Below are 23,139 nucleotides of genomic sequence, written 5' to 3'. Positions count from 1 at the left end.
TCACCTGACGAAAAGAGAAATCATGCCCACTCGCACCTCACGCACCGCCTGGAACGGCAGCCTCGAAGAGGGCTCCGGCCAGGTCGAGCTCTCCAGCTCCAAGCTCGCCACCTTCGACGTGTCGTTCCCGAAGCGCGCCGCCGACGAGGCCAACGGCGCCACGAGCCCCGAGGAGCTCATCGCTGCCGCCCACTCGGCCTGCTACGCCATGCAGTTCTCGGCGATCCTCGGCCAGGCCGGCGGCACCGTCGAGGCCCTCGACGTCAAGGCCGACGTCTCGCTCGGCGCCGACTCCTCCGACGGCGGCTTCAAGCTGACCGGCATCCACCTCACCGTCAAGGGCGAGGTCTCCGGTATCGACGAGGCCACCTTCGAGAAGGCCGCCGCCGACGCGAAGGCCACCTGCCCCGTGTCGAAGGCCCTCACCGGCGTCGAGATCACCCTCGACACCACCTTCGAGAGCTAGGCCTCCCCGCCACAGCACCGACCGGGCCGGAATGCCCGCTCTGCCCCCGCAGAGCGAGCATTCCGGCCCTCTCGCGTCTGGGCGGAAGCCGCCGTGTCGAGAGGGAACCGATCGGGGGCGGCCGGACACTACGAGACATGAACAGGATCACGGGGGATCACGCCGACTGGGCGCTGGCCCAGGAGGGCGACGGCCGGGCGTTCGCGCGCGTCTTCGACCGGCACGCGCCGAGGCTGCGACGCCACGCGTGGGCGCTGGTGCCGACGCCCGACGACGCGGACGACGTCGTGGCGGTGGTGTTCCTCGAGGCGTGGCGGAAGCGCGACCGGGTCCGCTTCGTCGACGACAGCCTCCTGCCGTGGCTGCTCGTCACCGCGACGAACACCGCGCACAATCTGCAGCGGTCGACCAGGCGGCACCGGGCGTTCCTCGGGAGGTTCCCGGTCGACGATCCTGCGCCCGATCCTGCCGACGCCTTCACCGACGGCTCGGCCGTCGAGGCGCTCTCCGGCCTCCCGCTGGCCGACCAGCGCGTGCTGACGCTCTGCGTCGTCGAAGGACTCGGCGAGCGCGAGGCGGCGTCCGTGCTCGGCGTGCCGGCAGGCACCGTGAAGTCGAGACTCCACCGGGCGAAGGCCCGACTCCAGAAGCAGTACCAGGCGACGACCGAACCCCTCGGAGGCACCCCGTGAACAGCACCGTCGACGCACCCACCGAACGCCTGAGCAGGATCAGGGACGCCCTCGTCGAACGGGTCGAGACCGCCCCCGCCCGACGTCGCCGACCGCACCGCTCCACCGTGGTCGCCGTCGTGACGGCCTTCGTCGTGGGAGGGGCGCTCACCGGAGGCCTGACCGCTGCGGCCGCCGCGGGATCGGGTGACCAGAGCGCGGTCGAGTCGCTGATGGCGACGACGGCCCGCTACGACATGTCGGAGACGACGCACGGACGACTCGTCGGCGCTCCCGTGTTCCAGCAGCTCTCGGGACCCGCGGAGATCCGCCTCCCGTCGAGGCCCGCCGGTGCTGACGCCATCGAAGTGGTCTTCACCTGCACGGATCCCGGGACGTTCTCGCAGAGGTGGGGCTCCCTGCCGGTCGGAGAGGCGGGTCCGTGCACTGTCGGTTCTCCCGATGCCGCCGCCTATCGGTCCGTGTCCGGCACCGGTCGTTCGTTCACGGTCTCCGGCCCTGACAGCGCCCGGTACGCCGTCTGGATCTCGTGGGCCAGATTCCCGACGCTCGCCAGAGCCTCCGCCCAGCAGGACGCCGAGACCGCCGACGGCAAAGCGACTTTCGCGGAGTACACGACCGCCTTCAACCGCCTTCAGGCCTGCATGGCGGAGGCCGGTCACCCCATGGGCGTCGTCCCCTTCGCCGACGAGCGGTACGACTACGCCTATGCCTCCGACGGCAGCGTCGCGTTCGACACCGAGTGCTACCCCCGCGAGTTCGAGGCCGTCGACACCCTCTGGCAGGGCGAGCACCCCGTCCCGTAGCCGCTAGGCTTGACCCCGCACCACACCGACGTCCTTTAAGTTCCGTCCCGAGAGGCGGGGAAGGGGGTCCGATTGAGCACCAGAGAAGTGCTGAGTCAGGCTGACATCACGCGTGCACTGACACGCATCGCCCACGAGATCCTCGAGGGCAACCGCGGTTCCGACGACCTTGTCGTCCTGGGCATCCCCACCCGCGGCGTCCATCTGGCCGACCGCCTGGGCCGCGCGCTCGAGTCGATCAGCGGCGAGGCGGTCCCGACCGGATCGGTCGACGTGACGCTCTACCGCGACGATCTGCGGAGGCAGCCCACCCGGTCGCCGCAGCCGACGTCCCTGCCGCCCGGCGGCATCGACGGCAAGACGGTCGTCCTCGTCGACGACGTGCTCTACTCGGGCCGCACGATCCGGGCCGCTCTCGACGCGATCAGCGCTCTCGGGCGGCCCCGCGTCGTACGACTCGCCGTCCTGGTCGACCGGGGTCACCGCGAGCTCCCGATCCGGGCCGACTACGTGGGCAAGAACCTCCCCACCTCGACCGCGGAGCGCATCTTCGTCCGCCTCGCCGAGAGCGACGCCGGCGACGGCGACTCGGTCGCCATCGAGGGGGGAGCGTCGTGAAGCACCTCCTCAGCACCGCCGACCTCGGCCGCGACGACGCCGTGCAGATCCTCGACATCGCGGAGGACATGGCCGCCGTCTCGACCCGCGAGGTCAAGAAGCTGCCGACCCTCCGCGGCATCACCGTCGTCAACCTCTTCTTCGAGGACTCCACCCGCACCCGGATCTCCTTCGAGGCGGCGGCCAAGCGCCTGAGCGCGGACGTCATCAACTTCTCCGCCAAGGGCTCGAGCGTGTCGAAGGGGGAGTCGCTGAAAGACACCGCGCAGACCCTCGCCGCGATGGGTGCCGACGGGATCGTCATCCGGCACCCCGCGTCCGGCGCGCCCCGCGTGCTCGCCCACAGCGGCTGGGTCGACGCGGGAGTGGTCAACGCCGGCGACGGCACGCACGAGCACCCGACGCAGGCGCTCCTCGACGCGTTCACGATGAGAAGGCGCCTCCACGGCGACGCCAGCCGGGAGAGAGGGCTCGACGGCGTCCGCGTCCTGATCGTGGGCGACATCCTGCACTCCCGGGTCGCCCGCTCGAACGCGTGGCTCCTGAAGACGCTCGGCGCCGAGGTCGCCTTCGTGGCGCCGCCGACGCTCATCCCGAACGGGGTCGCGGCATTCGGCGTCGACGTGCACTACGACCTCGACGAGGCGATCGCGCAGGTGCGGCCCGACGTCGTGATGATGCTCCGGATCCAGCAGGAGCGCATGAACGCGGCGTTCTTCCCGAACGGCCGCGAGTACGCCCGGGCGTGGGGCCTCACCGCCGAGCGCTTCCGGAAGCTGCCCGACACCACCCTCGTCATGCACCCGGGGCCGATGAACCGCGGCCTCGAGATCAGCGACGAGGCGGCCGACTCGGCCCAGTCGACGGTCCTCGAGCAGGTCGCGAACGGCGTCTCGGTCCGCATGGCCGTGCTCTACCTGACCCTCGCCGCAGGCACCCAGACCTCTCAAGGAGCGCAGTGACCGACCAGAACCGCACCGAGCACCTGATCAAGGGTGCGAGCCTCAGCGATGGCCGCACCACCGACATCCTGATCGGCGGGGGCGTGGTCAAGGCCCTCGGCGTGAACCTCACCTCGGTCGGCGCGACGGTCGTCGATGCCGCCGGGCTCCTCGCGCTCCCGGGCCTGGTCGACCTGCACACGCACCTCCGCGAGCCCGGCTTCGAGGGCAGCGAGACGGTCCTGACCGGTTCGCGGGCGGCGGCGAAGGGCGGCTTCACGGCGGTCAACGCGATGGCGAACTCGTCGCCGGTCGCCGACACCGCCGGCGTCGTCGAGCAGGTGCAGGCCCTCGGCGACCGCGCCGGCTACGTGACGGTCCGCCCGATCGGAGCCGTGTCGCAGGGCCTCCAGGGCACCCACCTCTCCGAGATCGGCGCGATGGCGACCTCGCGGGCGAGGGTGCGGGTCTTCTCCGACGACGGCGTGTGCGTCTCCGACCCCCTGCTCATGCGCCGCGCCCTCGAGTACATCAAGGGCTTCGGCGGCGTCCTCGCCCAGCACGCCCAGGAGCCTCGGCTCACCATCGGCGCGCAGATGAACGAGGGCGAGCTCTCGGCGACCCTCGGGCTCGCAGGATGGCCCGCGGTCGCCGAAGAGGCGATCATCGCCCGCGACGTCCTCCTCGCGCACCACGTCGGCGCGCGGCTGCACGTCTGCCACGTCTCCACGGCCGGGAGCGTCGAGGTGGTCCGCTGGGCCAAGTCGCGCGGCTTCGACGTCACGGCCGAGGTCACCCCGCACCACCTCCTCCTCACCGAGGACCTCGTCTCGACCTACGACGCCCGCTACAAGGTGAACCCGCCGCTCCGCCGCCAGGAGGACGTCGAGGCGCTCCGCCAGGGGCTGGCCGACGGCACCATCGACATCGTCGCGACCGACCACGCGCCGCACACGGCGGAGGCGAAGTCGTGCGAGTGGGACAACGCCGCCAACGGCATGGTCGGCCTCGAGTCGGCCCTGAGCGTCGTGCAGAAGACGATGGTCGACACCGGCCTCCTCGACTGGAACGACGTCGAGCGCGTCCTGTCGATCACGCCGGCGGCCATCGGACAGGTCGAGGGCCACGGTCGGCCGATCGGCGTGGGCTCGCCGGCCGAGATCACGCTCTACGATCGGAGTGTGACCAGGGAGTTCTCCGTCCGCGACCTCGCCGGCAAGAGCAGCAACTCGCCCTTCCTCGAGCGCCGCCTGCCCGGCCGGGTCGAGGCCACCTTCCACGCCGGCTACCAGACCGTCGTCGGCGGCGAGCTCGTCGACGAGGCCCTCGTGGCGGAGCACGCCCTGGCGGTGGCTCCCCGGTGACCATCCCGCTGATCCTGACCGCCTTCCTGCTCGGCGGCGTCGCCCTCTTCCTGCTGATGCGCGCAGGATGGCGTCGCCGCGGCCGCGGGCAGGCGGGCGTCGCGCGTCCCGCCCCGGCTCCGGCGGACCTCGGCGAGACCCTGGCCGAGCGCGACCTGTTCTACGTCTCGACGACGAAGGCCGACGACCGCCTCGACCGCATCGTCATCGGAGGCCTCGGCTTCCGCGGGCGGGCCGTCGTCAGCGCCCACCCCGAGGGGGTCGTCCTCGACATCGCCGGCGAGAGCCCGATCCTGATCGCGACTCGCGACCTCCGCGCCATCGGCCGCGCCACCTGGACCATCGACCGCGTCGTCGAGAGCGACGGGCTGATCCAGCTCGGCTGGCGGCTCGGCGACCTCGACGTCGACACCTACCTCCGCGACAACGACGACCCCCGCGCACTCGTCGACGCGATCCGCAGCATCATCCCCAGCACAGGAGAGAAGACCCCGTGACAGACGCACCCACCACGGCCCGGGCCGTCCTGGTCCTCGAAGACGGAAGCCGCTTCGTCGGCCGCCCCTACGGAGCGATCGGCCGCACCCTCGGCGAGGCCGTCTTCGCGACCGGCATGACCGGCTACCAGGAGACCCTGACCGACCCGTCCTACGCCGGACAGATCGTCGTCATGACGGCGCCGCACATCGGCAACACCGGCGTCAACGACGAAGACCCCGAGTCGAGCCGCATCTGGGTGGCCGGGTTCGTGGTCCGCGACGCCAGCCGCATGGTCTCGAACTTCCGCGCGCAGGGCACCCTCGACGACCAGCTCGAGCACGACGGCATCGTCGGGATCCGCGGGGTCGACACCCGCGCGATCACCCGGATCCTGCGCGACACCGGCTCGATGCGCGCCGGCGTCTTCTCGGGCCCGGACGCCGACCTCGGCGACGACGAGCAGCTCGCCATCGTGAAGGCCGGCCCGGACATGCGCGGCCGGAACCTGTCGAGCGAGGTGTCGACCACCGAGCGGTACGAGCTGCCCGCCGAGGGGGAGCGCATCGGATCGGTCGCGGTCCTCGACCTGGGCGTCAAGACCTCCACGCTCCGCTACCTGTCGCAGCGCGGCTTCGACGTCATCGTCGTGCCGCAGTCGATCACGGCCGACGAGCTCCGCGCGATCGGCGCCGACGCCCTCTTCTACTCGAACGGGCCCGGCGACCCCGCGGCCTCCGACTCGCAGGTCGAGCTGCTGCAGGGAGCCCTCCGCGAGGGCACCCCGTTCTTCGGCATCTGCTTCGGCAACCAGCTCCTCGGCCGCGCGCTCGGCTTCGGAACCTACAAGCTGCCCTTCGGCCACCGCGGCATCAACCAGCCGGTCTGGGACAAGACCACCGGCACCGTCGAGATCACCAGCCAGAACCACGGCTTCGCGGTCGACGCCCCGGTCGACGGCGTGCTCGACTCGCCCGCGGGCTTCGGCCGCGTCGAGGTGAGCCACTTCTCGCTCAACGACAACGTCGTGGAGGGCCTCCGCGCCCTCGACATCCCCGCCTTCTCGGTGCAGTACCACCCCGAGGCGGCGGCCGGCCCGCACGACAGCAACCACCTCTTCGACCGGTTCCGCTCGCTCGTGATCGAGCGCGGCTCCGCGAGCACCGCCAAGCAGGAAAGCAACTGATGCCCAAGCGCGCTGATATCAACTCCGTCCTCGTCATCGGCTCCGGGCCGATCGTCATCGGCCAGGCGGCCGAGTTCGACTACTCGGGCACGCAGGCCTGCCGCGTCCTCCGCGAGGAGGGGGTGCGCGTGATCCTGGTCAATCCGAACCCGGCCACGATCATGACCGACCCCGGCTTCGCCGACGCCACCTACATCGAGCCGATCACCTCCGAGGTGCTCGAGTCGATCATCGTCAAGGAGCGCCCCGACGCGGTCCTGCCGACCCTCGGCGGCCAGACGGCCCTCAACGCCGCCATCGCTCTCGACGAGGCCGGCATCCTCGCCAAGCACGGGGTCGAGCTCATCGGCGCCAAGGTCGAGGCGATCCAGAAGGGCGAGGACCGCCAGATCTTCAAGGAGCTGGTGCTCGAGTCGGGTGCCGACGTCGCCAGGTCGCACATCGTGCACCGCCTCGACGAGGCCGTCGCAGCCGCCGAAGACCTCGGGTACCCCCTGGTCGTCCGCCCGTCGTTCACCATGGGCGGCCTCGGCTCGGGCTTCGCGCACGACAAGGCAGAGCTCCTCCGCATGGTCGGCGACGGCCTCCACTCGAGCCCGACGACCGAGGTGCTGCTCGAAGAGAGCATCACCGGCTGGAAGGAGTACGAGCTCGAGCTCATGCGCGACACGGCCGACAACACGGTCGTCATCTGCTCGATCGAGAACGTCGACCCGGTCGGCGTCCACACCGGTGACTCGATCACCGTCGCTCCCGCGCTCACCCTCACCGACCGCGAGTACCAGAAGCTCCGCGACATCGGCATCGACATCATCCGCCGCGTCGGTGTGGACACCGGCGGCTGCAACATCCAGTTCGCCATCGACCCCGCCGACGGCAGGATCATCGTCATCGAGATGAACCCGCGCGTGTCGCGCTCCAGCGCGCTCGCCTCGAAGGCCACGGGCTTCCCGATCGCGAAGATCGCCGCGAAGCTCGCGATCGGCTACCGCCTCGACGAGATCCCGAACGACATCACGAAGGTGACCCCGGCCTCGTTCGAGCCGACGCTCGACTACGTCGTCGTCAAGGTGCCGCGGTTCGCGTTCGAGAAGTTCCCGGCCGCCGACACGACGCTGACCACGACCATGAAGAGCGTCGGCGAGGCGATGGCCATCGGCCGGAACTTCACCACCGCCCTCCAGAAGTCGCTCCGCTCGCTCGAGAAGCGCGGCTCCAGCTTCCACTGGGAGGGCGCGCCCGGCGACGTCGACGCGCTCCTCGAGCTCGCGGCCGTGCCGACGGACGGCAGGATCGTCACGGTGCAGCAGGCCCTCCGCGCCGGCGCCACCGCGACGCAGGTCTTCGACGCCACGAAGATCGACCCCTGGTTCATCGACCAGATCGTCCTGATCAACGAGGTCGCCGAGCAGGTGCGGTCCGCGGGCGAGCTGACCCTCGACGTCCTGAAGGAGGCGAAGGACCACGGCTTCAGCGACGTCCAGATCGCCCAGCTCCGGGGCGGCGCCGAGCAGGATGTCCGCGACCAGCGCCACGCGTTCGGCCTCCGGCCCGTCTACAAGACCGTCGACACCTGCGCCGGCGAGTTCCCCGCCCTCACGCCGTACCACTACTCGTCGTACGACTTCGAGACCGAGGTCGCGCCGTCCGACCGCCGCAAGGTGATCATCCTGGGCTCCGGACCCAATCGGATCGGCCAGGGCGTCGAGTTCGACTACTCCTGCGTCCACGCCTCGTTCGCGCTCTCCGACGCGGGCTTCGAGACGATCATGATCAACTGCAACCCCGAGACGGTCTCGACCGACTACGACACCAGCGACCGGCTCTACTTCGAGCCGCTCACCCTCGAGGACGTCCTCGAGGTCGTCCACGCCGAGAGCGCCTCCGGCGAGCTCGTCGGCGTCGTCGTGCAGCTCGGCGGCCAGACCGCTCTCGGCCTCGCGAAGGGACTCGAGGCCGCCGGCGTGCCGATCCTCGGCACCTCGCCCGACGCCATCGACTCCGCCGAGGAGCGCGGCCTCTTCTCGAAGATCCTGGAGCGGGGCGGCCTGCTCGCCCCCCGGAACGGCACCGGCACCGACTACGCGTCGGCCGTCGCCGTCGCGGAGGAGATCGGCTACCCCGTGCTGGTCCGCCCCTCGTACGTGCTGGGCGGCCGCGGCATGGAGATCGTCTACTCCTCCGAGCTCCTCGCCGACTACTTCGAGCGCACCCGCGACCAGGCGATCATCGGCCCCGACCAGCCGCTCCTCGTCGACCGGTTCCTCGACGACGCGGTGGAGATCGACGTCGACGCCCTCTACGACGGCCACGAGCTCTACGTCGGCGGCATCATGGAGCACATCGAGGAGGCCGGCATCCACTCCGGAGACTCGAGCTGCACCCTCCCGCCGGTGACCCTCGGTCGCGGCGAGATCGACCGGGTCCGCGAGGCGACCCTCGCCATCGCCCAGGGCATCGGCGTGCAGGGGCTCCTCAACGTGCAGTTCGCGATCGCGGCCGGCGTCCTCTACGTCCTGGAGGCCAATCCGCGAGCCAGCCGGACCGTGCCGTTCGTCTCGAAGGCGCTCGGCATCGCCCTCGCGAAGGCCGCGTCGCGGATCATGGTCGGGTCGACCATCCGCTCGCTGGTCGAGGAGGGCGTCCTGCCCGAGAAGGACGGCTCGGACGTCCCGCTCGACTCGCCGATCTCCGTGAAGGAGGCCGTCCTGCCGTTCAAGCGCTTCCGCACCAAGGAGGGCCAGGTGGTCGACAGCGTGCTGAGCCCCGAGATGCGCTCCACCGGCGAGGTCATGGGCATCGACCGCGACTTCCCGCGGGCGTTCGCCAAGAGCCAGACCGAGGCCTACGGCGGACTGCCGACCTCGGGCGTCGTCTTCGTGAGCGTGGCCGACCGCGACAAGCGGGCGATCGTCCTCCCGGTCCTGCGTCTCCAGCAGCTCGGCTTCGAGATCACCGCCACCGAGGGCACCGCGATGGTCCTGATCCGCAACGGCATCAAGGTGCGCGTCGTCGGCAAGTACTCGGAGGGCGGCGAGTCGGTCGTCGACCTGATCAACCGCGACGAGGTCGACATCGTGATCAACACGCCCACCGGCTCGTCGGGGCGGGCCGACGGCTACGAGATCCGCGCGGCGACGGTGGCGGCCGACAAGGCCCTGTTCACCACGATGGCGCAGCTCGGCGCCGCGGTGGCCTCGATCGAGACCAGCCACACCGGCTACGAGGTCACGAGCCTGCAGGACTACGCCCGCGAACGGGAAGCGAAGCGGTGACCGAGGCCTTCGGGGCGCGGCTCCAGGCGGCGTTCGACGCGCACGGCCAGCTCTGCGTCGGCATCGACCCGCACCCCTACCTGCTGGGGGAGTGGGGGCTCCCCGCCACAGCGGGAGGCGCGCGAGACCTCGGTCTCCGGGTTGTGGAGGCGGCCGCAGGATCCGCGTCTGTCGTCAAGCCGCAGGTGGCCTTCTACGAGCGCTACGGGTCGGCGGGGTTCGCGGCGCTCGAGGACGTCCTCGAGGCGGCTCGCGAAACCGACCTGCTGGTCGTGGGCGACGCGAAGCGCGGCGACATCGGCAGCACCATGGACGCCTACGGCGACGCCTGGTTCGCCGACGACTCGCCTCTCCGCGTCGACGCTGCGACGGCTGCCGCCTACCAGGGCGTCGGCGCCGACGCGGGCTTCATCGCCCGCGCCCGCGCCACCGGACGCGGCGTCTTCCTGCTCGCGGCGACCTCGAACCCGGAGGCCAGACCGACGCAGACGGCGATTCTCGCCACAGGTTCGACCGTGGCCGCGGGTATCGTCGACGACGTGCTCGCCGACAACGCCTCCTCCGACCAGGGACTGGGATCGACAGGTGTCGTGCTCGGCGCGACCGTCGCCCTCTCCGACTACGGAATCGACGTCGCCTCGCTGGTGTCGACCCCGATCCTGGCTCCCGGCTTCGGCGCTCAGGGCGCCCGCTACTCCGACATCCGCGACCTCTTCGGGCCGGCCTCGGGGAGCGTCCTCGTGTCGGTGTCCAGGTCGATCCTCGAGGCGGGGCCGTCGGGCGTCGCCGAGGCCGTCCGCCGCGCGTCGGGAGAGGTCGCCGAATGCCTCGCATGACGCCGCCCCCGGTCGACCGGGCCGCCGCCGCGAAAGCGGCCGTCGCCGCCCGCCGCGCGCGGGCCGAGGTGAAGCGCGACGTCGCCGAGCGCCGCCGCACCGCCCTCGACGTCGCCGAGACCGGCTGGCGCGTCGAGCCGACGGCCCCCGAGGCCACCCTCCGCGTCCGGGAGCTCCTGACGAGCATCCCGGGGATCGGCCCCACCCGCGTCACGAAGATCATGGACGACCTCGGCATCGCCGAGTCGAAACGCGTCGGCGGGCTCGGCGTCCGTCAGCGCGTCGTCCTCGGAGACTGGCTGTCGAGGCGCGAGGCGAAGGGGCGCCTGAAGTCGCGCCTCGTGGTCCTCGCGGGCCCGACCGCGGTCGGCAAGGGCACGGTCTCGAGCTACATCCGCGAGAACTACCCCGACGTCCACCTCTCGATCTCGGCGACGACCCGCAAGCCCCGCCCCGGCGAGGTCGACGGCGTGCACTACTACTTCGTCGACGACGACGAGTTCGACCGGATGATCCGCGACCGCGAGCTCCTCGAGTGGGCCGTGGTCCACAACTCCTACCGGTACGGCACTCCTCGGCCGCCGATCGACCGGGCTCTCGACCGCGGCCGCTCCGTCCTGCTCGAGATCGACCTGCAGGGCGCCAGGCAGGTCCGCGCGGTCATGCCGGAGGCCGTCCTGGTATTCCTGCTGCCCCCGACCTGGGAGGAGCTGGTCCGGAGGCTCATCGGGCGAGGCACGGAAGACACCGCCGAGCAGCAGCGCCGCCTCGAGACCGCGAAGGTCGAGCTGGCGGCACAGGACGAGTTCGACGTGAAGGTCGTCAACACCGAGGTCAGCGAAGCGGCCCAGGAGGTCGTAGACTTGATGGCAATGCCCGGAGCGCAGCCCGCTGCCAGGCGACACTGATCTTAGAAACGACACGAGGAGTCTCCATGGCCGACAGAACCAAGGGCATCATCGACCCGCCCATCGACGACCTGCTCTCCAAGGTCGAGTCGAAGTACGCGCTGGTCATCTTCGCCTCGAAGCGTGCGCGTCAGATCAACGACTACTACGCCGACCTCCACGAGGGCTCGCTCTTCGACAACGTCGGCCCGCTGGTCGACTCGACCATCGACGACAAGCCGCTGTCGGTCGCGATGCACGAGATCAACGAAGACAAGCTCACCGCGAAGCCCATCGAGGCCGTCGCCGAGTAGCACGCGCCCTTCCGCCCGAGGCGGGTCCGACCACGGGTCGGGCCCGCCTTCGGCGTCTCCGCCGTGGCCGAGACCCGAGAGGACGGACGCCCCAGAAGTGTCCGAGGGTCGGCGGTAGAGTTGGCTAGCCGCTTTCGCGACAGCGCTCGGCACCCCTCCGGCACCTCTTCCCCTAGGAACCCTGTGACCTCTTCCGGCCTCCGCCTCTTCACGTCCGAATCCGTGACCGAGGGGCACCCCGACAAGATCTGCGACCAGATCTCCGACCGCATCCTCGACGCGCTCCTCGCCGTCGACCCGCACAGCCGCGTCGCCGTCGAGACGCTGGTGACCACGGGTCTGGTGCACGTCGCGGGCGAGGTCACCACCACCGGCTACGTCGACATCCCCACGATCGTCCGCGACCTCATCACGGGCATCGGCTACAACGACTCCTCGGTGAGCTTCGACGGGCGCACCTGCGGCGTCGAGGTGTCGATCGGCTCGCAGTCGCCCGACATCGCCCAGGGCGTCGACGTCGCGCTCGAGGCCCGCACCGGCGAGAGCGCCGACGACGCGCTCAGCCTCCAGGGTGCCGGCGACCAGGGCATCATGTTCGGCTTCGCCACCACCGAGACGCCGCAGCTCATGCCGCTGCCGGTCTGGCTGGCCCACCGCCTCGCCGAGCGGCTCACCGCGGTCCGCAAGGAGGGCCTCCTCGCCTACCTCCGGCCCGACGGCAAGACCCAGGTCACCATCGGCTACGACGGCTACGAGCCGAAGACCGTCGACACCGTCGTGCTCTCCACGCAGCACTCGCCGAGCGTCTCGATGGCCGACCTCGAGCGCGAGGTCGTCGAGCACGTCATCCTGCCCGTCCTCGAGGCCGAGGCGCCCGGGCTCGACCTGTCGGCGACGAAGTTCATCATCAACCCCACCGGCCGCTTCGAGATCGGCGGGCCCCAGGGCGACGCGGGCCTCACCGGCCGCAAGATCATCGTCGACACCTACGGCGGGGCCTCGCGTCACGGCGGCGGCGCCTTCTCGGGCAAAGACCCCTCGAAGGTCGACCGGAGCGCCGCCTACGCCATGCGCTGGGCCGCGAAGAACGCCGTCGCGGCAGGGTTCGCCGAGCGCCTCGAGCTCCAGGTCGCCTACGCCATCGGCCGGGCCGCCCCGGTCGGGCTCTACGTCGAGACCTTCGGCACCGGCCACGTCGCCGACGAGGTCATCATCGACGCCGTCCGGCGGGTCTTCGACCTCCGACCGGCGGCGATCATCCGCGACCTCGACCTGCTGCGCCCGATCTACGGCCAGACGTCGACCTACGGCCACTTCGGCCGCGAGCTGCCCGACTTCACCTGGGAGCGCCTCGACCGCGTCGACGCCCTCCGCGCCGCCGCCGGCCTCGACGCCGCTCCGGAGCACTAGGGGCGCCGTGGCCCTCGCCGTCGCGAGGGTGTTGGTCGACACGCCCCTGCCCCAGCTCGACCGGCTGTTCGACTACGCCGTCCCGGAGCGCCTCCGCGCCGACATCGGCCCGGGCATGCGCGTCAAGGTGCCGCTCCGGTCCGCCGGGCGCATGACCGACGGCTTCGTCGTCGAGGTGGTCCCGTCGAGCGAGCACGAGGGCTCGCTCAGCGAGGTCGAGGAGCTCCTCTCGACCGTGCCCGTCCTCGCCCCCGAGGTCTGGCGGCTGGCCCGGGCGCTGGCCGACCGGGCCGGCGGCTCCGCGAGCGACGTGCTCCGGCTGGCCGTGCCGACCAGGCAGGTGCGTGTCGAGAAGGCGTGGCTGGCAGCGCGGGAGGCAGCGCGAGACGCGGCGCGCGACGAGGCGCAGGCGAACGGCGAGGGGCAGGATCCTGCGCTCGACGCCACCCCACCCGAGCCCCGCCCGGTCTCGGGCTACCGCTCCGTCGACCTCGTCGCCGCCGTGCGCTCCCGGGCCCGCCTCGCCCTCGACGCCGTGCCGCGCGTCGTCGAGCTGCCGGCGCCCGACGGCGACGTCCCGAGGCCCGGCAACGACGACGAGCGTCCGCGGTGGGTGGGGCAGTGGGCCGTGACCCTGGCGGAGCTCGCAGCGGTCGCCCTCGCCGACGGTGAGAACGCGATCCTGGCTGTCCCCGACTACCGCGACCAGGAGCAGCTCGTGCTGGCCCTCGAGGCCGTCGTCGACCCCCGTCGGATCGTCCGCCTCGACTCGAAGCAGTCGAACCCCGACCGGTACCGCGCACTCCTCCGGGCCCGGGGCGACGAGGCGCTCGTGCTCGTCGGCAACCGCTCGGTGCTGCTGGCGCCCTCGGCCCGCCTCGGCCTGATCGCCGTGTGGGACGACGGCGACCCCCTCTTCTCCGAGCCGCTCAGCCCCTACGTGCACGCCCGCGACACCGCGCTGCTGCGCTACGAGCAGCAGAGGCCCGCCCTCGTGTTCGCCGGTCACGCGCGGAGCGCCGACGTGCAGCGCCTCGTCGAGATCGGCTGGCTCACCGAGGTGTCGCCCGACCCGCGCTACCAGCCGCGGGTGATCCCGACGACGCAGCAGGGGTCGCGCGAGGGCTTCGCAGCCAACGCGCGGATCCCGTCGAGCGCCTGGACCGAGGCGAAGGCCGCCGTCGAGCACGGCCCGGTCCTGGTGCAGGTGGCCCACCCGGGCTACGCGCCGCGGCTCGCCTGCACCGAGTGCGGCGACACGGCGAGGTGCCTCCGCTGCTCCGGCCCGCTCCAGAAGAAGGACGCCCACGCCACGCCCGCCTGCGCCTGGTGCGGAGCCCTCGCGGTGGGCTGGCACTGCGTCACCTGCGAGAACACGATGATGCGCGCGGTCGGCACCGGCGCCGGGCGCACCGCCGACGAGCTCGGCCGGGCGTTCCCGGGCGTGAAGGTCGTCGTGTCCGACGGGTCGCGGCCGATCCTCCGCGTCGACGGCGAGTCGGCGATCGTCGTGGCGACCCGCGGCGCCGAGCCGGTCGCGCCGGGAGGCTACCGCGCGATCCTGCTGCTCGACGGCGAGCGCATGCTGGCCCGCGAGAGCCTGCGGGTGGCGGAGGACTGCCTGCGCTGGTGGGCCGACGCGACGGCCCTCGCCGCGCACCGCGCGCCCGTGTTCCTGGTCGGCGTCGGCGGGTCGCTCGCCTCGGCCCTGGCCACCTGGAACCTCGCCCGCTTCGCCTCCGCCGAGCTCGCCGACCGGCGCCATCTGCGCTTCCCGCCGGCGATCCGCGTCGCGACGGTCACCGGGAAGACCGAGACGGTCGAGACGGCGCTCGACGACCTCCCGGCAGAGATCCGCGCCGAGACGCTCGGGCCGGTCGACACCGACGACGGCACCGTCCGGGCGATCGTCCGGTTCGACTACGCCGCCGGGCACGACGTCGCCGCGATCCTCCGCGGCCGCGTGATCCGCGCTGCCACCGACCGCCGGCGGATCCCCGGCGACCCGCGCGGTTCGAATCAGCGCCGCGCCGTCCCTACACTCAGAGTGCGGTTCGACGACGTCGAGCCGTTCGCCGACTGATCCGGCCCTGCTCGTCCAACAGAAAGCCCGACCGTGCGCCTCGTCTTCGCCGGCAGCCCAGAAGCCGCCGTCCCGTCCCTCCGTGCCCTCGCCGCGAGCGAGCACGACGTGGTGGCCGTCCTCACCCGCGACGACACCCCGCAGGGCCGCAAGCGGGTCCTGACGCCGACCCCGGTGGCGACGGCCGCCGACGACCTCGGCATCCCCGTGATCAAGACGCGCAGGATCACCGACGACGCCACCCGGGCGGTGGCAGACACCGGCGCCGACCTCGGCGTCATCGTCGCCTACGGCGCCCTGCTCCGCGAGCCGCTCCTGTCGACACCGCGCCTCGGCTGGATCAACCTCCACTTCTCGCTGCTGCCACGCTGGCGCGGTGCGGCCCCGGTCCAGCGCGCCCTCATCGCGGGCGACGCGGTGACCGGCGCCGCCGTCTTCCAGCTCGTGCCCGACCTCGACGCCGGCGACGTGTTCGCCTCCGTCTCGAAGCCGCTGAAGGGCGACGAGACCGCGGGGCACCTGCTCGACGAGCTCGCGATCACCGGGGCGCTGCTGCTGTCTCGCGTGGTCGACGACCTGGCCGCGGGCCGGGCGACGGCTGTCGCGCAGGAGGGCGAGGTGGTCCTGGCCCCGAAGCTCACGGTCGACGACGGCCTCCTCGACCTCTCCGGTCCGGCGCGCGCCGCCCTCGACCGGTTCCGCGGCGTGACTCCCGAGCCCGGCGCGTTCACGCTCGTCGGCGGCACGCGGCTGAAGGTCCTCGAGCTGCGCCTGCCCGACGACGCCCCCGACCCGCTCCCAGCCGGGTCCATCGTGCTCGAGGGCCGACGGGTCCTGGTCGGCACGTCCACGACCCCGCTCGAGCTCGTCACCGTGCAGCCGTCGGGCAAGAAGGCCATGCCGGCCGCCGACTGGCTGCGCGGTGCGCCCGACCGCGAGAGCCTGGTCGTCGATCCGCCGGCGTCCCAGCCCGACGACGGGGCCCGCGCGTGAGCGGCGTCCAGCCGGCCCGCCGCGTCGCCCTCGAGGTCATCCGCGCGGTCGAGCACGACGACGCCTACGCGAACCTCCTCCTCCCGCAGCGAATCGTCCGAGCGCGGCTGAGCCCGCAGGACGCCGGTCTCGCGACCGAGCTGACCTACGGGACGCTCAGGATGTCGGGCTACTACGACCGCGTGATCGCCCTGGCCGCGAGACGGCCGACGTCGGCGATCGATCCTGCGCTCCTCGACGTCCTGCGCCTCGCGAGCCACCAGCTGCTCGCCACGCGCGTCGCTCCGCACGCCGCCGTCGACGAGTCGGTGTCGCAGGCCCGCGAGGTCGGCAGCCGCTCGGGCACGGGGTTCGTCAACGGCGTGCTGCGGACGATCTCCCGGTCGACGCCCGAGGAGTGGCGCAGCCGCGTCCTCGACGGGGCGACGAGCACCGACGACCGCCTCGCCGCCGAGTACTCGCACCCCGAGTGGGTCGTCCGCGCCTTCCGGGGCGCCCTCGCGGCCGACGACCGCGCCAGCGAGCTCGAAGCGCTCCTCGCCGCCGACAACGAGCCCGCTCGCGTCAGCCTGGTCGCGCTGCCCGGGCTCGCCGTGCCCGCAGACGTCCCGACGGCCGACCCCGGGCGCTTCTCGCCCGTCGCCATCACGGCGCCGTCGGGCGATCCGGCCTCGCTGCCCCTGGTCGCCGAGGGCCGTGTCCGGGTCCAGGACGAGGGCTCGCAGCTGGCAGCGCTCGCCCTGTCGCGCGTCGCACCGATCGCTCCGGGGGAGCGCTGGCTCGACATGTGCGCGGGTCCTGGCGGCAAGGCGGCCCTCCTCGCGGCGGAGGCGGCGCGCGGGGGAGCGACCCTGGTCGCGAACGAGCTCGTCCCGGCGCGCGTCGGTCTCGTGCGGAAGGCCCTGCAGGCGGTGCCCGGCGGCGTGACCGTCCGGCAGGGCGACGCGACGCTCGTCGGCGAGGCAGAGCCGGCCGCGTACGACCGCATCCTGCTCGACGCCCCGTGCACCGGCCTCGGCGCCCTCCGTCGCCGCCCGGAGGCGCGCTGGCGGAAGCAGCCGCGCGACGTCGCCGAGCTCACCGGCCTCCAGGCGAGGCTCTTCGCCTCCGCGCTGGCCGCCCTGGCGCCCGGCGGCACGCTCGCCTACATCACCTGCTCCCCGCACACGGCCGAGACCCGGGCGGTCGTCGAGTCGGGCCTCAAGCGCTGGGTCCGCGACGGCGGACCCGAGATGGAGGTGCTCGACGCCTCCGCCACCCTCGAGGCGGTCGCCACCGCGCCCCTCGACCTCGGCCCGGGGCCGTTCGCACAGCTGTGGCCGCACCGCCACGGCACCGACGCGATGTTCGTCAGCCTCCTGCGGAAGCCCGTCTGAACCCCGCAGGGAGCCGCCGGTAGGCTTGACGGGTGTCCGTCCGCATCAGCCCCAGCATCCTCTCGGCCGACTTCGTGAACCTCGAGCGCGACCTCCATCGCATCTCGAGTGCCGACCTGGTCCACGTCGACGTGATGGACGGCCACTTCGTGCCGAACCTCACGCTCGGCCTGCCGGTCGTCCAGCGGATCGCCGAGGTGTCCCCGCTGCCGCTCGACATCCACCTGATGATCGACGACCCCGACTCCTGGGCGCCGCGGTACGCCGAGACCGGGGCCTTCTCGGTGACCTTCCCCGCCGAGGCCGCGTCCGACCCGAAGGCCCTCGCCCGCGCGATCCGCAGCGCAGGATCGCGCGCCGCGGTCGCCGTCAAGCCCGGCACCGCCATCGAGCCCTGGCTCGACCTCCTCGACGAGATCGACATGATCCTGGTCATGACCGTCGAGCCCGGCTTCGGCGGCCAGTCGTTCATCGACGACACCATGCCGAAGCTGCGGACCGCGCGGGAGGCCGTCGACGCGTCCGGGCTCGACGTGTGGCTGGAGGTCGACGGCGGCATCAACGACGAGACGATCGTGACCGCGGTCCGCAACGGCGCCGACACGATCGTCGCCGGGTCGTCGGTCTACGGCCGGCCCGGCACGCCCGAGCCGGCCGAGCGCATAGCGGCACTGCGGGCCGCCGCGGGCCGGGTAGCCTAGTCCCCGTGAAATCCTTCGACGACCTGTTCGCAGAGCTCTCGGCCAAGGCCGAGTCGCGCCCCGAGGGGTCGGGCACCGTGAAGGAGCTCGACGCCGGTGTCCACCAGATCGGCAAGAAGATCGTCGAGGAGGCCGCCGAGGTGTGGATGGCCGCCGAGTACGAGGGCGACGTCGCCACCGCCGAAGAGATCTCGCAGCTCCTCTACCACCTGCAGGTGCTGATGCTCGCGAAGGGCCTGACACCGGCCGACGTGTACCGACATCTGTGAACTGACTCCCCGCGAACCAGTTCACCCCCGACAGATCGGCACCCACCCATGCTCCGCGTTGCAGTGCCCAACAAGGGCTCCCTGTCCGAGACCGCCAGTCAGATGCTCTCCGAGGCCGGGTACTCCGGCCGCCGCGACCCCAAGTCGCTCTACCTCGCCGACGAGCGGAACGGGGTCGAGTTCTTCTACCTCCGCCCCCGCGACATCGCCACCTACGTCGGCTCCGGGGCCCTCGACGTCGGCATCACGGGCCGCGACCTCCTGCTCGACTCCGGGTCGCGCGCCCTCGAGGTCGCGCCCCTCGACTTCGGCTCCTCGACGTTCCGGTTCGCCGGTCCGGCCGGCCGGTTCTCCGACCTCCGCGACCTCGAGGGCGTCCGTGTCGCCACCAGCTACGCCGGCCTCGTCCGCGCCTTCCTGGCCGAGCACGGCGTCACCGCCGAGCTCGTGAGCCTCGACGGCGCTGTCGAGAGCGCCGTGCAGCTGGGTGTCGCCGATGCGATCGCCGACGTCGTCGAGACGGGCACGACGCTCCGCGCCGCCGGCCTCGAGATCTTTGGCCCCGTGATCCTGCGCTCCACGGCCGTGCTGATCTCGTCCGAGGCGCAGCCCGCGGGCCTCGACGTGCTGCAGCGCCGCCTGCAGGGCGTGCTCGTCGCCAGGCAGTACGTCCTGATGGACTACGACCTGCCGGTGAGGCTCCTCGAGGAGGCCACCCGCATCGCCCCTGGCCGCGAGTCGCCGACCGTCTCGCCGCTGCACGACCCCGAGTGGGCGGCGGTCCGGGTCATGGTGCCGAAGTCCGACACCAACCAGATCATGGACGCCCTGTACGACCTCGGCGCGCGCGCGATCCTGGTCAGTCCGATCCACGCCGCGCGGCTGTGACCGTGCCCTCCGTCCGAGACGAGCCCGGAGCGAGCAGCCTCGCCGTCCGGGTCATCCCGTGCCTCGACGTGGCTGCCGGCCGCGTCGTCAAGGGCGTCAACTTCCTCGACCTCCGCGACGCGGGCGATCCGGTCGAACTGGCCCGCACCTACTACGAGCAGGGCGCCGACGAGGTCACCTTCCTCGACGTGACCGCGACGGTCGAGCAGCGGGCGACCATGTACGAGGTCGTGCGGGCGACGGCCGAGCAGGTGTTCATCCCGCTGACGGTCGGCGGGGGAGTCCGCTCGACCGACGACGTCGCACGTCTGCAGGCGGCCGGCGCCGACAAGATCGGCGTCAACTCCGCCGCCATCGCCCGGCCCGACCTGCTCGGCGAGATCGCCGACCGGTTCGGCGCGCAGGCCCTCGTGCTGAGCCTCGACGTCAAGCGCTCCGGAGCGACCCCGAGCGGATTCGTCGTCACGACGCACGGCGGCCGCACCGAGACCGACCTCGACGCGCTCGTCTGGGCCCGCGAGGCCATCGAGCGCGGCGCCGGCGAACTCCTCGTCAACTCCATCGACGCCGACGGCACGAAGCAGGGCTTCGACCTCGAGCTCGTCGGCCTGATGCGCGAGGTCAGCAGCGTCCCCGTCATCGCGTCCGGGGGAGCGGGGGCGGTCGGGCACTTCGCCCCGGCGATCGCTGCCGGCGCCGACGCCGTCCTGGCCGCGTCGGTCTTCCACAACGGCGAGCTGACCGTCGGCGACGTCAAGGCGGCCCTCGCCGCCTCGGGCGCCGTCGTCCGCGCCGCGCCGCACCAGAGCGCCCAGGAGGGCCGATGACCGACACGCTCACCCGCGACACCGTCGAGGAGGTCGTCGAGCGCGCCGCGTTCGACGCCCACGGCCTCCTTCCCGCGATCATCCAGGAGGAGTCGACCCGCGACGTCCTGATGATGGGCTGGATGGACGCCGAGGCGCTCCGCCGCACCCTCACCGAGGGCCGCGTCACGTTCTGGTCGCGCTCCCGGCAGGAGTACTGGCGGAAGGGCGACACCTCCGGCCACGCCCAGTACGTGCGGGGAGCCGCCCTCGACTGCGACGCCGACACCCTGCTCGTCACGGTCGAGCAGATCGGGGCGGCCTGTCACACCGGCGCCCACGCCTGCTTCGACGTCGAGCCGCTGAGCCCCGTGATCGGCTCGTCCGATGACTGACACGGCCACCGCCCGCGAGACGGCCCCCGGCGCGACGCCTTCCGTCGACGCGACTCCCGGCTCCACGACTCACGGCGAGCCCCGCACCACCACGCGCGCCGAGTTCGACGCGCTCCTCGAGGGCCACCGCGTCGTCCCGGTCATCCGGAGCCTCTACGCCGACGGCGAGACACCCGTCGGCATCTACCGGAAGCTCGCCGGCGGCCGTCCGGGGACCTTCCTCCTCGAGTCCGCCGAGCAGGGCGGCATCTGGTCGCGCTACTCGTTCGTGGGCGTCTCGTCGTTCGGGGTCCTGACCACCGCCGGCGCAGGATCGACGCGCGAGACGGCCTGGATCGACTACGGCATGAGCGCCGACCGCGCGTTCGGCGACGCGACGGGCACCCCGCTCGAGGTGCTCCGATCACTCCACGCCCGCTGGCAGACCCCGAGCATCCCCGGCTTCCCGCCGCTCACCGGCGGCCTCGTCGGGTTCATCGGCTGGGAGGCGGTGCGCGAGCTGGAGAACCTCCCCGACGCGCCCCCGGCGGAGTTCGACGTGCCCGCCCAGGCTCTGAGCTTCGTCTCCGAGCTGGTCGTCCTCGACCACCGCAGAGGGTCGGCGCTCCTCGTCGCCACGGCGCTCAACGACGGCTCCGACGACGCCGATGCGCTCTGGGCGGCCGCGCAGGCCCAGCTCGACGCCCTCCAGTCGCGCCTCGCGCAGCCGAGCGAGGCGTTCCTGGCCGAGGTCGACCTCTCGATCGAGCCCGAGCCGGTCCGCCGGACCACCGACGACGAGTACGCCGAGGCGATCCTGCGCTCGAAGGAGCACATCCGCGACGGCGACGTGTTTCAGGTCGTCATCTCGCAGCGCTTCGACCACGCGCTCACCGCCTCGGCCATCGACGTCTACCGCGTGCTGCGGACCCTCAACCCGAGCCCCTACATGTACCTCGTGAGTCTCGAAGACACGGGGGGAGCGCCCTACCAGATCGTCGGATCGAGCCCCGAGGCGCTCGTGAAGGTCGACGGCACGCGCGTGTACTCGCACCCGATCGCAGGATCGAAGCCGCGCGGCGCGACCCCCGAAGAAGACCTGGCCCTCGCCACGGCCCTCGAGGGCGACGCGAAGGAGCGGGCCGAGCACCTCATGCTGGTCGACCTGGCCCGGAACGACCTGCTGAAGGTCTGCCTCCCCGGCAGCGTCGAGGTCACCGAGTTCATGCACGTCGAGCGCTTCAGCCACATCATGCACCTCGTGTCGAGCGTCGAGGGCGACCTCGCCCCCGGGACGAACGCGATCGACGCGTTCCGGGCCACCTTCCCGGCCGGAACCCTGTCCGGGGCGCCGAAGCCGCGGGCTCTCGAGATCATCGACGCCCTCGAACCGGCGCAGCGGGGCGTCTACGGCGGCGTGGTGGGGTACTTCGACTTCGCAGGATCAGCCGACGTCGCCATCGCCATCCGCACCGTGCTGCTGCAGTGCGATGTGGCCCGGGTCCAGGCCGGAGCGGGGCTCGTCGCCGACTCCGACCCGGCCGCCGAGAACCAGGAGGCCCGGAACAAGGCGGCCGCGCCTCTCCGGGCCGTGGCTGTCGCCAACGCGATGAGAGAGCTGCACTGATGACGCCACGATCGACCAAGCTGCTCGCCGTCCTGGGCGGGCTCGCCCTCTCCGGCGTCGGGCTCCTCGCGTACACGCAGACCTGGGTCGACGTCCGGGTGTCGTCGCCGCAGGGCGGCGCGCTCGGCGTGGCCGCGGCGGGCAGCCAGGCGGCGCCGGCGCTCTCGGCGCTGTCCCTCGCAGGGCTGGCCCTCTTCGGGGCGATCACCATCGCCGGGCCCGTGTTCCGGGCGATCCTCGGCGTCCTGGCCGTCATCCTGGGCGGCTGCATCGTCCTGTCTTCGATCCTGGTCGTGACCGACCCGATCGGCTCGGCCCAGACGGCCATCACGAAGGTGACCGGCGTCGACGGCGCCCGCTCCGTCTCCGGCATCGTGCTCCGGCACTCGGTCACGGCGTGGCCCTGGGTGGCTCTCGTCGGCGGCGTCCTGATGGCCGCGGTCGGCGTCTTCGTCCTCGTGACCTCGAGGCGGTGGCCCGCCTCGACCCGCCGCTACCAGGCCGTCCGGCTCGTCGATTCCGACGCTCCGGCCGACCCGGTCGCGACCTGGGACACCCTCACCACGGGCGTCGACCCGACTGATCTCGACGCCGAGCGTTCGCGCCCGGAGGGCGACCGCGAGACGGGTGACACCCGGTAGACTCTGGGCTCGAACCCCTAGTACTTCAAGGAGCACCGTGAGCACGCAGACCACGAGCAAGGCCGCCGCCGAGACCGCCCGCCAGGGCGACTCGAGCGAGGAGCACGAC

The 23,139-nt window shown here is 72.2% G+C and carries 23 protein-coding genes; all 23 read left to right on the top strand.

Features of this window, described 5'->3' with window-relative positions; translation table 11 throughout:
• The first annotated feature begins 22 nt into the window (after window positions 1-22).
• Window positions 23-466, top strand: coding sequence for an OsmC family peroxiredoxin (locus tag ABD733_RS01875; protein ID WP_344793345.1), 444 nt, complete (start codon window positions 23-25; stop codon window positions 464-466).
• A gap of 137 nt (window positions 467-603) precedes the next feature.
• Window positions 604-1,158 carry an RNA polymerase sigma factor gene (locus tag ABD733_RS01870; RefSeq protein ID WP_344793344.1) on the top strand — a complete coding sequence of 185 codons (555 nt, stop codon included), beginning with the start codon at window positions 604-606 and terminating at the stop codon, window positions 1,156-1,158.
• Complete coding sequence (locus ABD733_RS01865; RefSeq protein WP_344793343.1) at window positions 1,155-1,964, top strand: hypothetical protein; 810 nt, start codon at window positions 1,155-1,157, stop codon at window positions 1,962-1,964. Before ABD733_RS01870 ends, ABD733_RS01865 begins: the two co-directional genes overlap by 4 nt.
• Before the next feature lie 72 nt (window positions 1,965-2,036).
• Window positions 2,037-2,582, top strand: coding sequence for a bifunctional pyr operon transcriptional regulator/uracil phosphoribosyltransferase PyrR (gene pyrR, locus ABD733_RS01860; RefSeq protein WP_344793342.1), 546 nt, complete (start codon window positions 2,037-2,039; stop codon window positions 2,580-2,582).
• Window positions 2,579-3,544 carry an aspartate carbamoyltransferase catalytic subunit gene (locus tag ABD733_RS01855; protein ID WP_344793341.1) on the top strand — a complete coding sequence of 322 codons (966 nt, stop codon included), beginning with the start codon at window positions 2,579-2,581 and terminating at the stop codon, window positions 3,542-3,544. Before pyrR ends, ABD733_RS01855 begins: the two co-directional genes overlap by 4 nt.
• The gene (locus ABD733_RS01850; RefSeq protein WP_344793340.1) at window positions 3,541-4,887 is read left to right on the top strand and encodes a dihydroorotase; all 1,347 of its coding nucleotides are present in this window, start codon (window positions 3,541-3,543) and stop codon (window positions 4,885-4,887) included. Before ABD733_RS01855 ends, ABD733_RS01850 begins: the two co-directional genes overlap by 4 nt.
• Window positions 4,884-5,384 (top strand): PH-like domain-containing protein, encoded by a 501-nt coding sequence (locus ABD733_RS01845; RefSeq protein ID WP_344793339.1) that lies wholly within the window; start codon window positions 4,884-4,886, stop codon window positions 5,382-5,384. The genes ABD733_RS01850 and ABD733_RS01845 overlap by 4 nt, the downstream gene beginning before the upstream one ends.
• The gene (gene carA, locus ABD733_RS01840; protein ID WP_344793338.1) at window positions 5,381-6,550 is read left to right on the top strand and encodes a glutamine-hydrolyzing carbamoyl-phosphate synthase small subunit; all 1,170 of its coding nucleotides are present in this window, start codon (window positions 5,381-5,383) and stop codon (window positions 6,548-6,550) included. The genes ABD733_RS01845 and carA overlap by 4 nt, the downstream gene beginning before the upstream one ends.
• Complete coding sequence (gene carB, locus ABD733_RS01835) at window positions 6,550-9,825, top strand: carbamoyl-phosphate synthase large subunit (protein WP_344793337.1); 3,276 nt, start codon at window positions 6,550-6,552, stop codon at window positions 9,823-9,825. The genes carA and carB overlap by 1 nt, the downstream gene beginning before the upstream one ends.
• Window positions 9,822-10,661 (top strand): orotidine-5'-phosphate decarboxylase, encoded by an 840-nt coding sequence (gene pyrF / locus ABD733_RS01830; RefSeq protein WP_344793336.1) that lies wholly within the window; start codon window positions 9,822-9,824, stop codon window positions 10,659-10,661. Before carB ends, pyrF begins: the two co-directional genes overlap by 4 nt.
• A complete protein-coding gene (gene gmk, locus ABD733_RS01825; RefSeq protein WP_344793335.1) occupies window positions 10,649-11,569 on the top strand; it encodes a guanylate kinase in 921 nt (306 codons plus the stop codon). The genes pyrF and gmk overlap by 13 nt, the downstream gene beginning before the upstream one ends.
• Window positions 11,570-11,595: 26 nt before the next feature.
• Entirely contained in the window at window positions 11,596-11,862 is a 267-nt protein-coding gene (rpoZ, locus tag ABD733_RS01820) for a DNA-directed RNA polymerase subunit omega (protein WP_344793334.1), read from the top strand.
• A 183-nt stretch (window positions 11,863-12,045) separates the two neighbouring features.
• Window positions 12,046-13,272 carry a methionine adenosyltransferase gene (metK, locus tag ABD733_RS01815; RefSeq protein WP_344793333.1) on the top strand — a complete coding sequence of 409 codons (1,227 nt, stop codon included), beginning with the start codon at window positions 12,046-12,048 and terminating at the stop codon, window positions 13,270-13,272.
• Window positions 13,273-13,279: 7 nt separating this feature from the next.
• Window positions 13,280-15,355: a primosomal protein N' family DNA-binding protein gene (locus ABD733_RS01810; RefSeq protein ID WP_344793332.1), complete on the top strand. Its 2,076-nt coding sequence runs from the start codon at window positions 13,280-13,282 to the stop codon at window positions 15,353-15,355.
• Between the two features lie 33 nt (window positions 15,356-15,388).
• On the top strand, window positions 15,389-16,348 hold the full coding sequence (locus ABD733_RS01805; RefSeq protein WP_344793331.1) for a methionyl-tRNA formyltransferase: 960 nt from the start codon (window positions 15,389-15,391) through the stop codon (window positions 16,346-16,348).
• Entirely contained in the window at window positions 16,345-17,724 is a 1,380-nt protein-coding gene (locus ABD733_RS01800; RefSeq protein ID WP_344793330.1) for an RsmB/NOP family class I SAM-dependent RNA methyltransferase, read from the top strand. The genes ABD733_RS01805 and ABD733_RS01800 overlap by 4 nt, the downstream gene beginning before the upstream one ends.
• A 32-nt stretch (window positions 17,725-17,756) precedes the next feature.
• Window positions 17,757-18,425 carry a ribulose-phosphate 3-epimerase gene (rpe, locus tag ABD733_RS01795; RefSeq protein ID WP_344793329.1) on the top strand — a complete coding sequence of 223 codons (669 nt, stop codon included), beginning with the start codon at window positions 17,757-17,759 and terminating at the stop codon, window positions 18,423-18,425.
• A gap of 5 nt (window positions 18,426-18,430) precedes the next feature.
• Window positions 18,431-18,694: a phosphoribosyl-ATP diphosphatase gene (locus tag ABD733_RS01790; RefSeq protein ID WP_344793328.1), complete on the top strand. Its 264-nt coding sequence runs from the start codon at window positions 18,431-18,433 to the stop codon at window positions 18,692-18,694.
• A gap of 48 nt (window positions 18,695-18,742) precedes the next feature.
• Window positions 18,743-19,582, top strand: coding sequence for an ATP phosphoribosyltransferase (gene hisG, locus ABD733_RS01785; protein WP_344793327.1), 840 nt, complete (start codon window positions 18,743-18,745; stop codon window positions 19,580-19,582).
• Between the two features lie 2 nt (window positions 19,583-19,584).
• Window positions 19,585-20,409 (top strand): imidazole glycerol phosphate synthase subunit HisF, encoded by an 825-nt coding sequence (gene hisF / locus ABD733_RS01780; RefSeq protein WP_344793326.1) that lies wholly within the window; start codon window positions 19,585-19,587, stop codon window positions 20,407-20,409.
• Window positions 20,406-20,783, top strand: a complete 378-nt coding sequence (hisI, locus tag ABD733_RS01775; RefSeq protein ID WP_344793325.1) for a phosphoribosyl-AMP cyclohydrolase — start codon at window positions 20,406-20,408, stop codon at window positions 20,781-20,783. The genes hisF and hisI overlap by 4 nt, the downstream gene beginning before the upstream one ends.
• Window positions 20,776-22,389 carry an anthranilate synthase component I gene (locus ABD733_RS01770; protein WP_344793324.1) on the top strand — a complete coding sequence of 538 codons (1,614 nt, stop codon included), beginning with the start codon at window positions 20,776-20,778 and terminating at the stop codon, window positions 22,387-22,389. Before hisI ends, ABD733_RS01770 begins: the two co-directional genes overlap by 8 nt.
• Window positions 22,389-23,030 (top strand): Trp biosynthesis-associated membrane protein, encoded by a 642-nt coding sequence (locus tag ABD733_RS01765; protein WP_344793323.1) that lies wholly within the window; start codon window positions 22,389-22,391, stop codon window positions 23,028-23,030. Before ABD733_RS01770 ends, ABD733_RS01765 begins: the two co-directional genes overlap by 1 nt.
• Window positions 23,031-23,139 lie beyond the last annotated feature (109 nt).

This window comes from Frondihabitans peucedani (genome assembly GCF_039537585.1).
GTDB lineage: Bacteria > Actinomycetota > Actinomycetes > Actinomycetales > Microbacteriaceae > Frondihabitans > Frondihabitans peucedani.
The sequence above is the reverse complement of the archived record's forward strand: the minus strand, read 5'-3'. Positions and strand labels throughout refer to the sequence as shown.

Excerpts from the sequence above, each read along its gene's own strand:
- ABD733_RS01870 (WP_344793344.1), top strand. The coding sequence starts at position 604 with ATGAACAGGATCACGGGGGATCACGCCGACTGGGCGCTGGCCCAGGAG.
- ABD733_RS01875 (WP_344793345.1), top strand. The coding sequence starts at position 23 with ATGCCCACTCGCACCTCACGCACCGCCTGGAACGGCAGCCTCGAAGAG.
- ABD733_RS01765 (WP_344793323.1), top strand. The coding sequence starts at position 22,389 with ATGACGCCACGATCGACCAAGCTGCTCGCCGTCCTGGGCGGGCTCGCC.
- ABD733_RS01770 (WP_344793324.1), top strand. The coding sequence starts at position 20,776 with ATGACTGACACGGCCACCGCCCGCGAGACGGCCCCCGGCGCGACGCCT.
- rpoZ (WP_344793334.1), top strand. The coding sequence starts at position 11,596 with ATGGCCGACAGAACCAAGGGCATCATCGACCCGCCCATCGACGACCTG.
- hisG (WP_344793327.1), top strand. The coding sequence starts at position 18,743 with ATGCTCCGCGTTGCAGTGCCCAACAAGGGCTCCCTGTCCGAGACCGCC.
- hisI (WP_344793325.1), top strand. The coding sequence starts at position 20,406 with ATGACCGACACGCTCACCCGCGACACCGTCGAGGAGGTCGTCGAGCGC.
- gmk (WP_344793335.1), top strand. The coding sequence starts at position 10,649 with ATGCCTCGCATGACGCCGCCCCCGGTCGACCGGGCCGCCGCCGCGAAA.
- carB (WP_344793337.1), top strand. The coding sequence starts at position 6,550 with ATGCCCAAGCGCGCTGATATCAACTCCGTCCTCGTCATCGGCTCCGGG.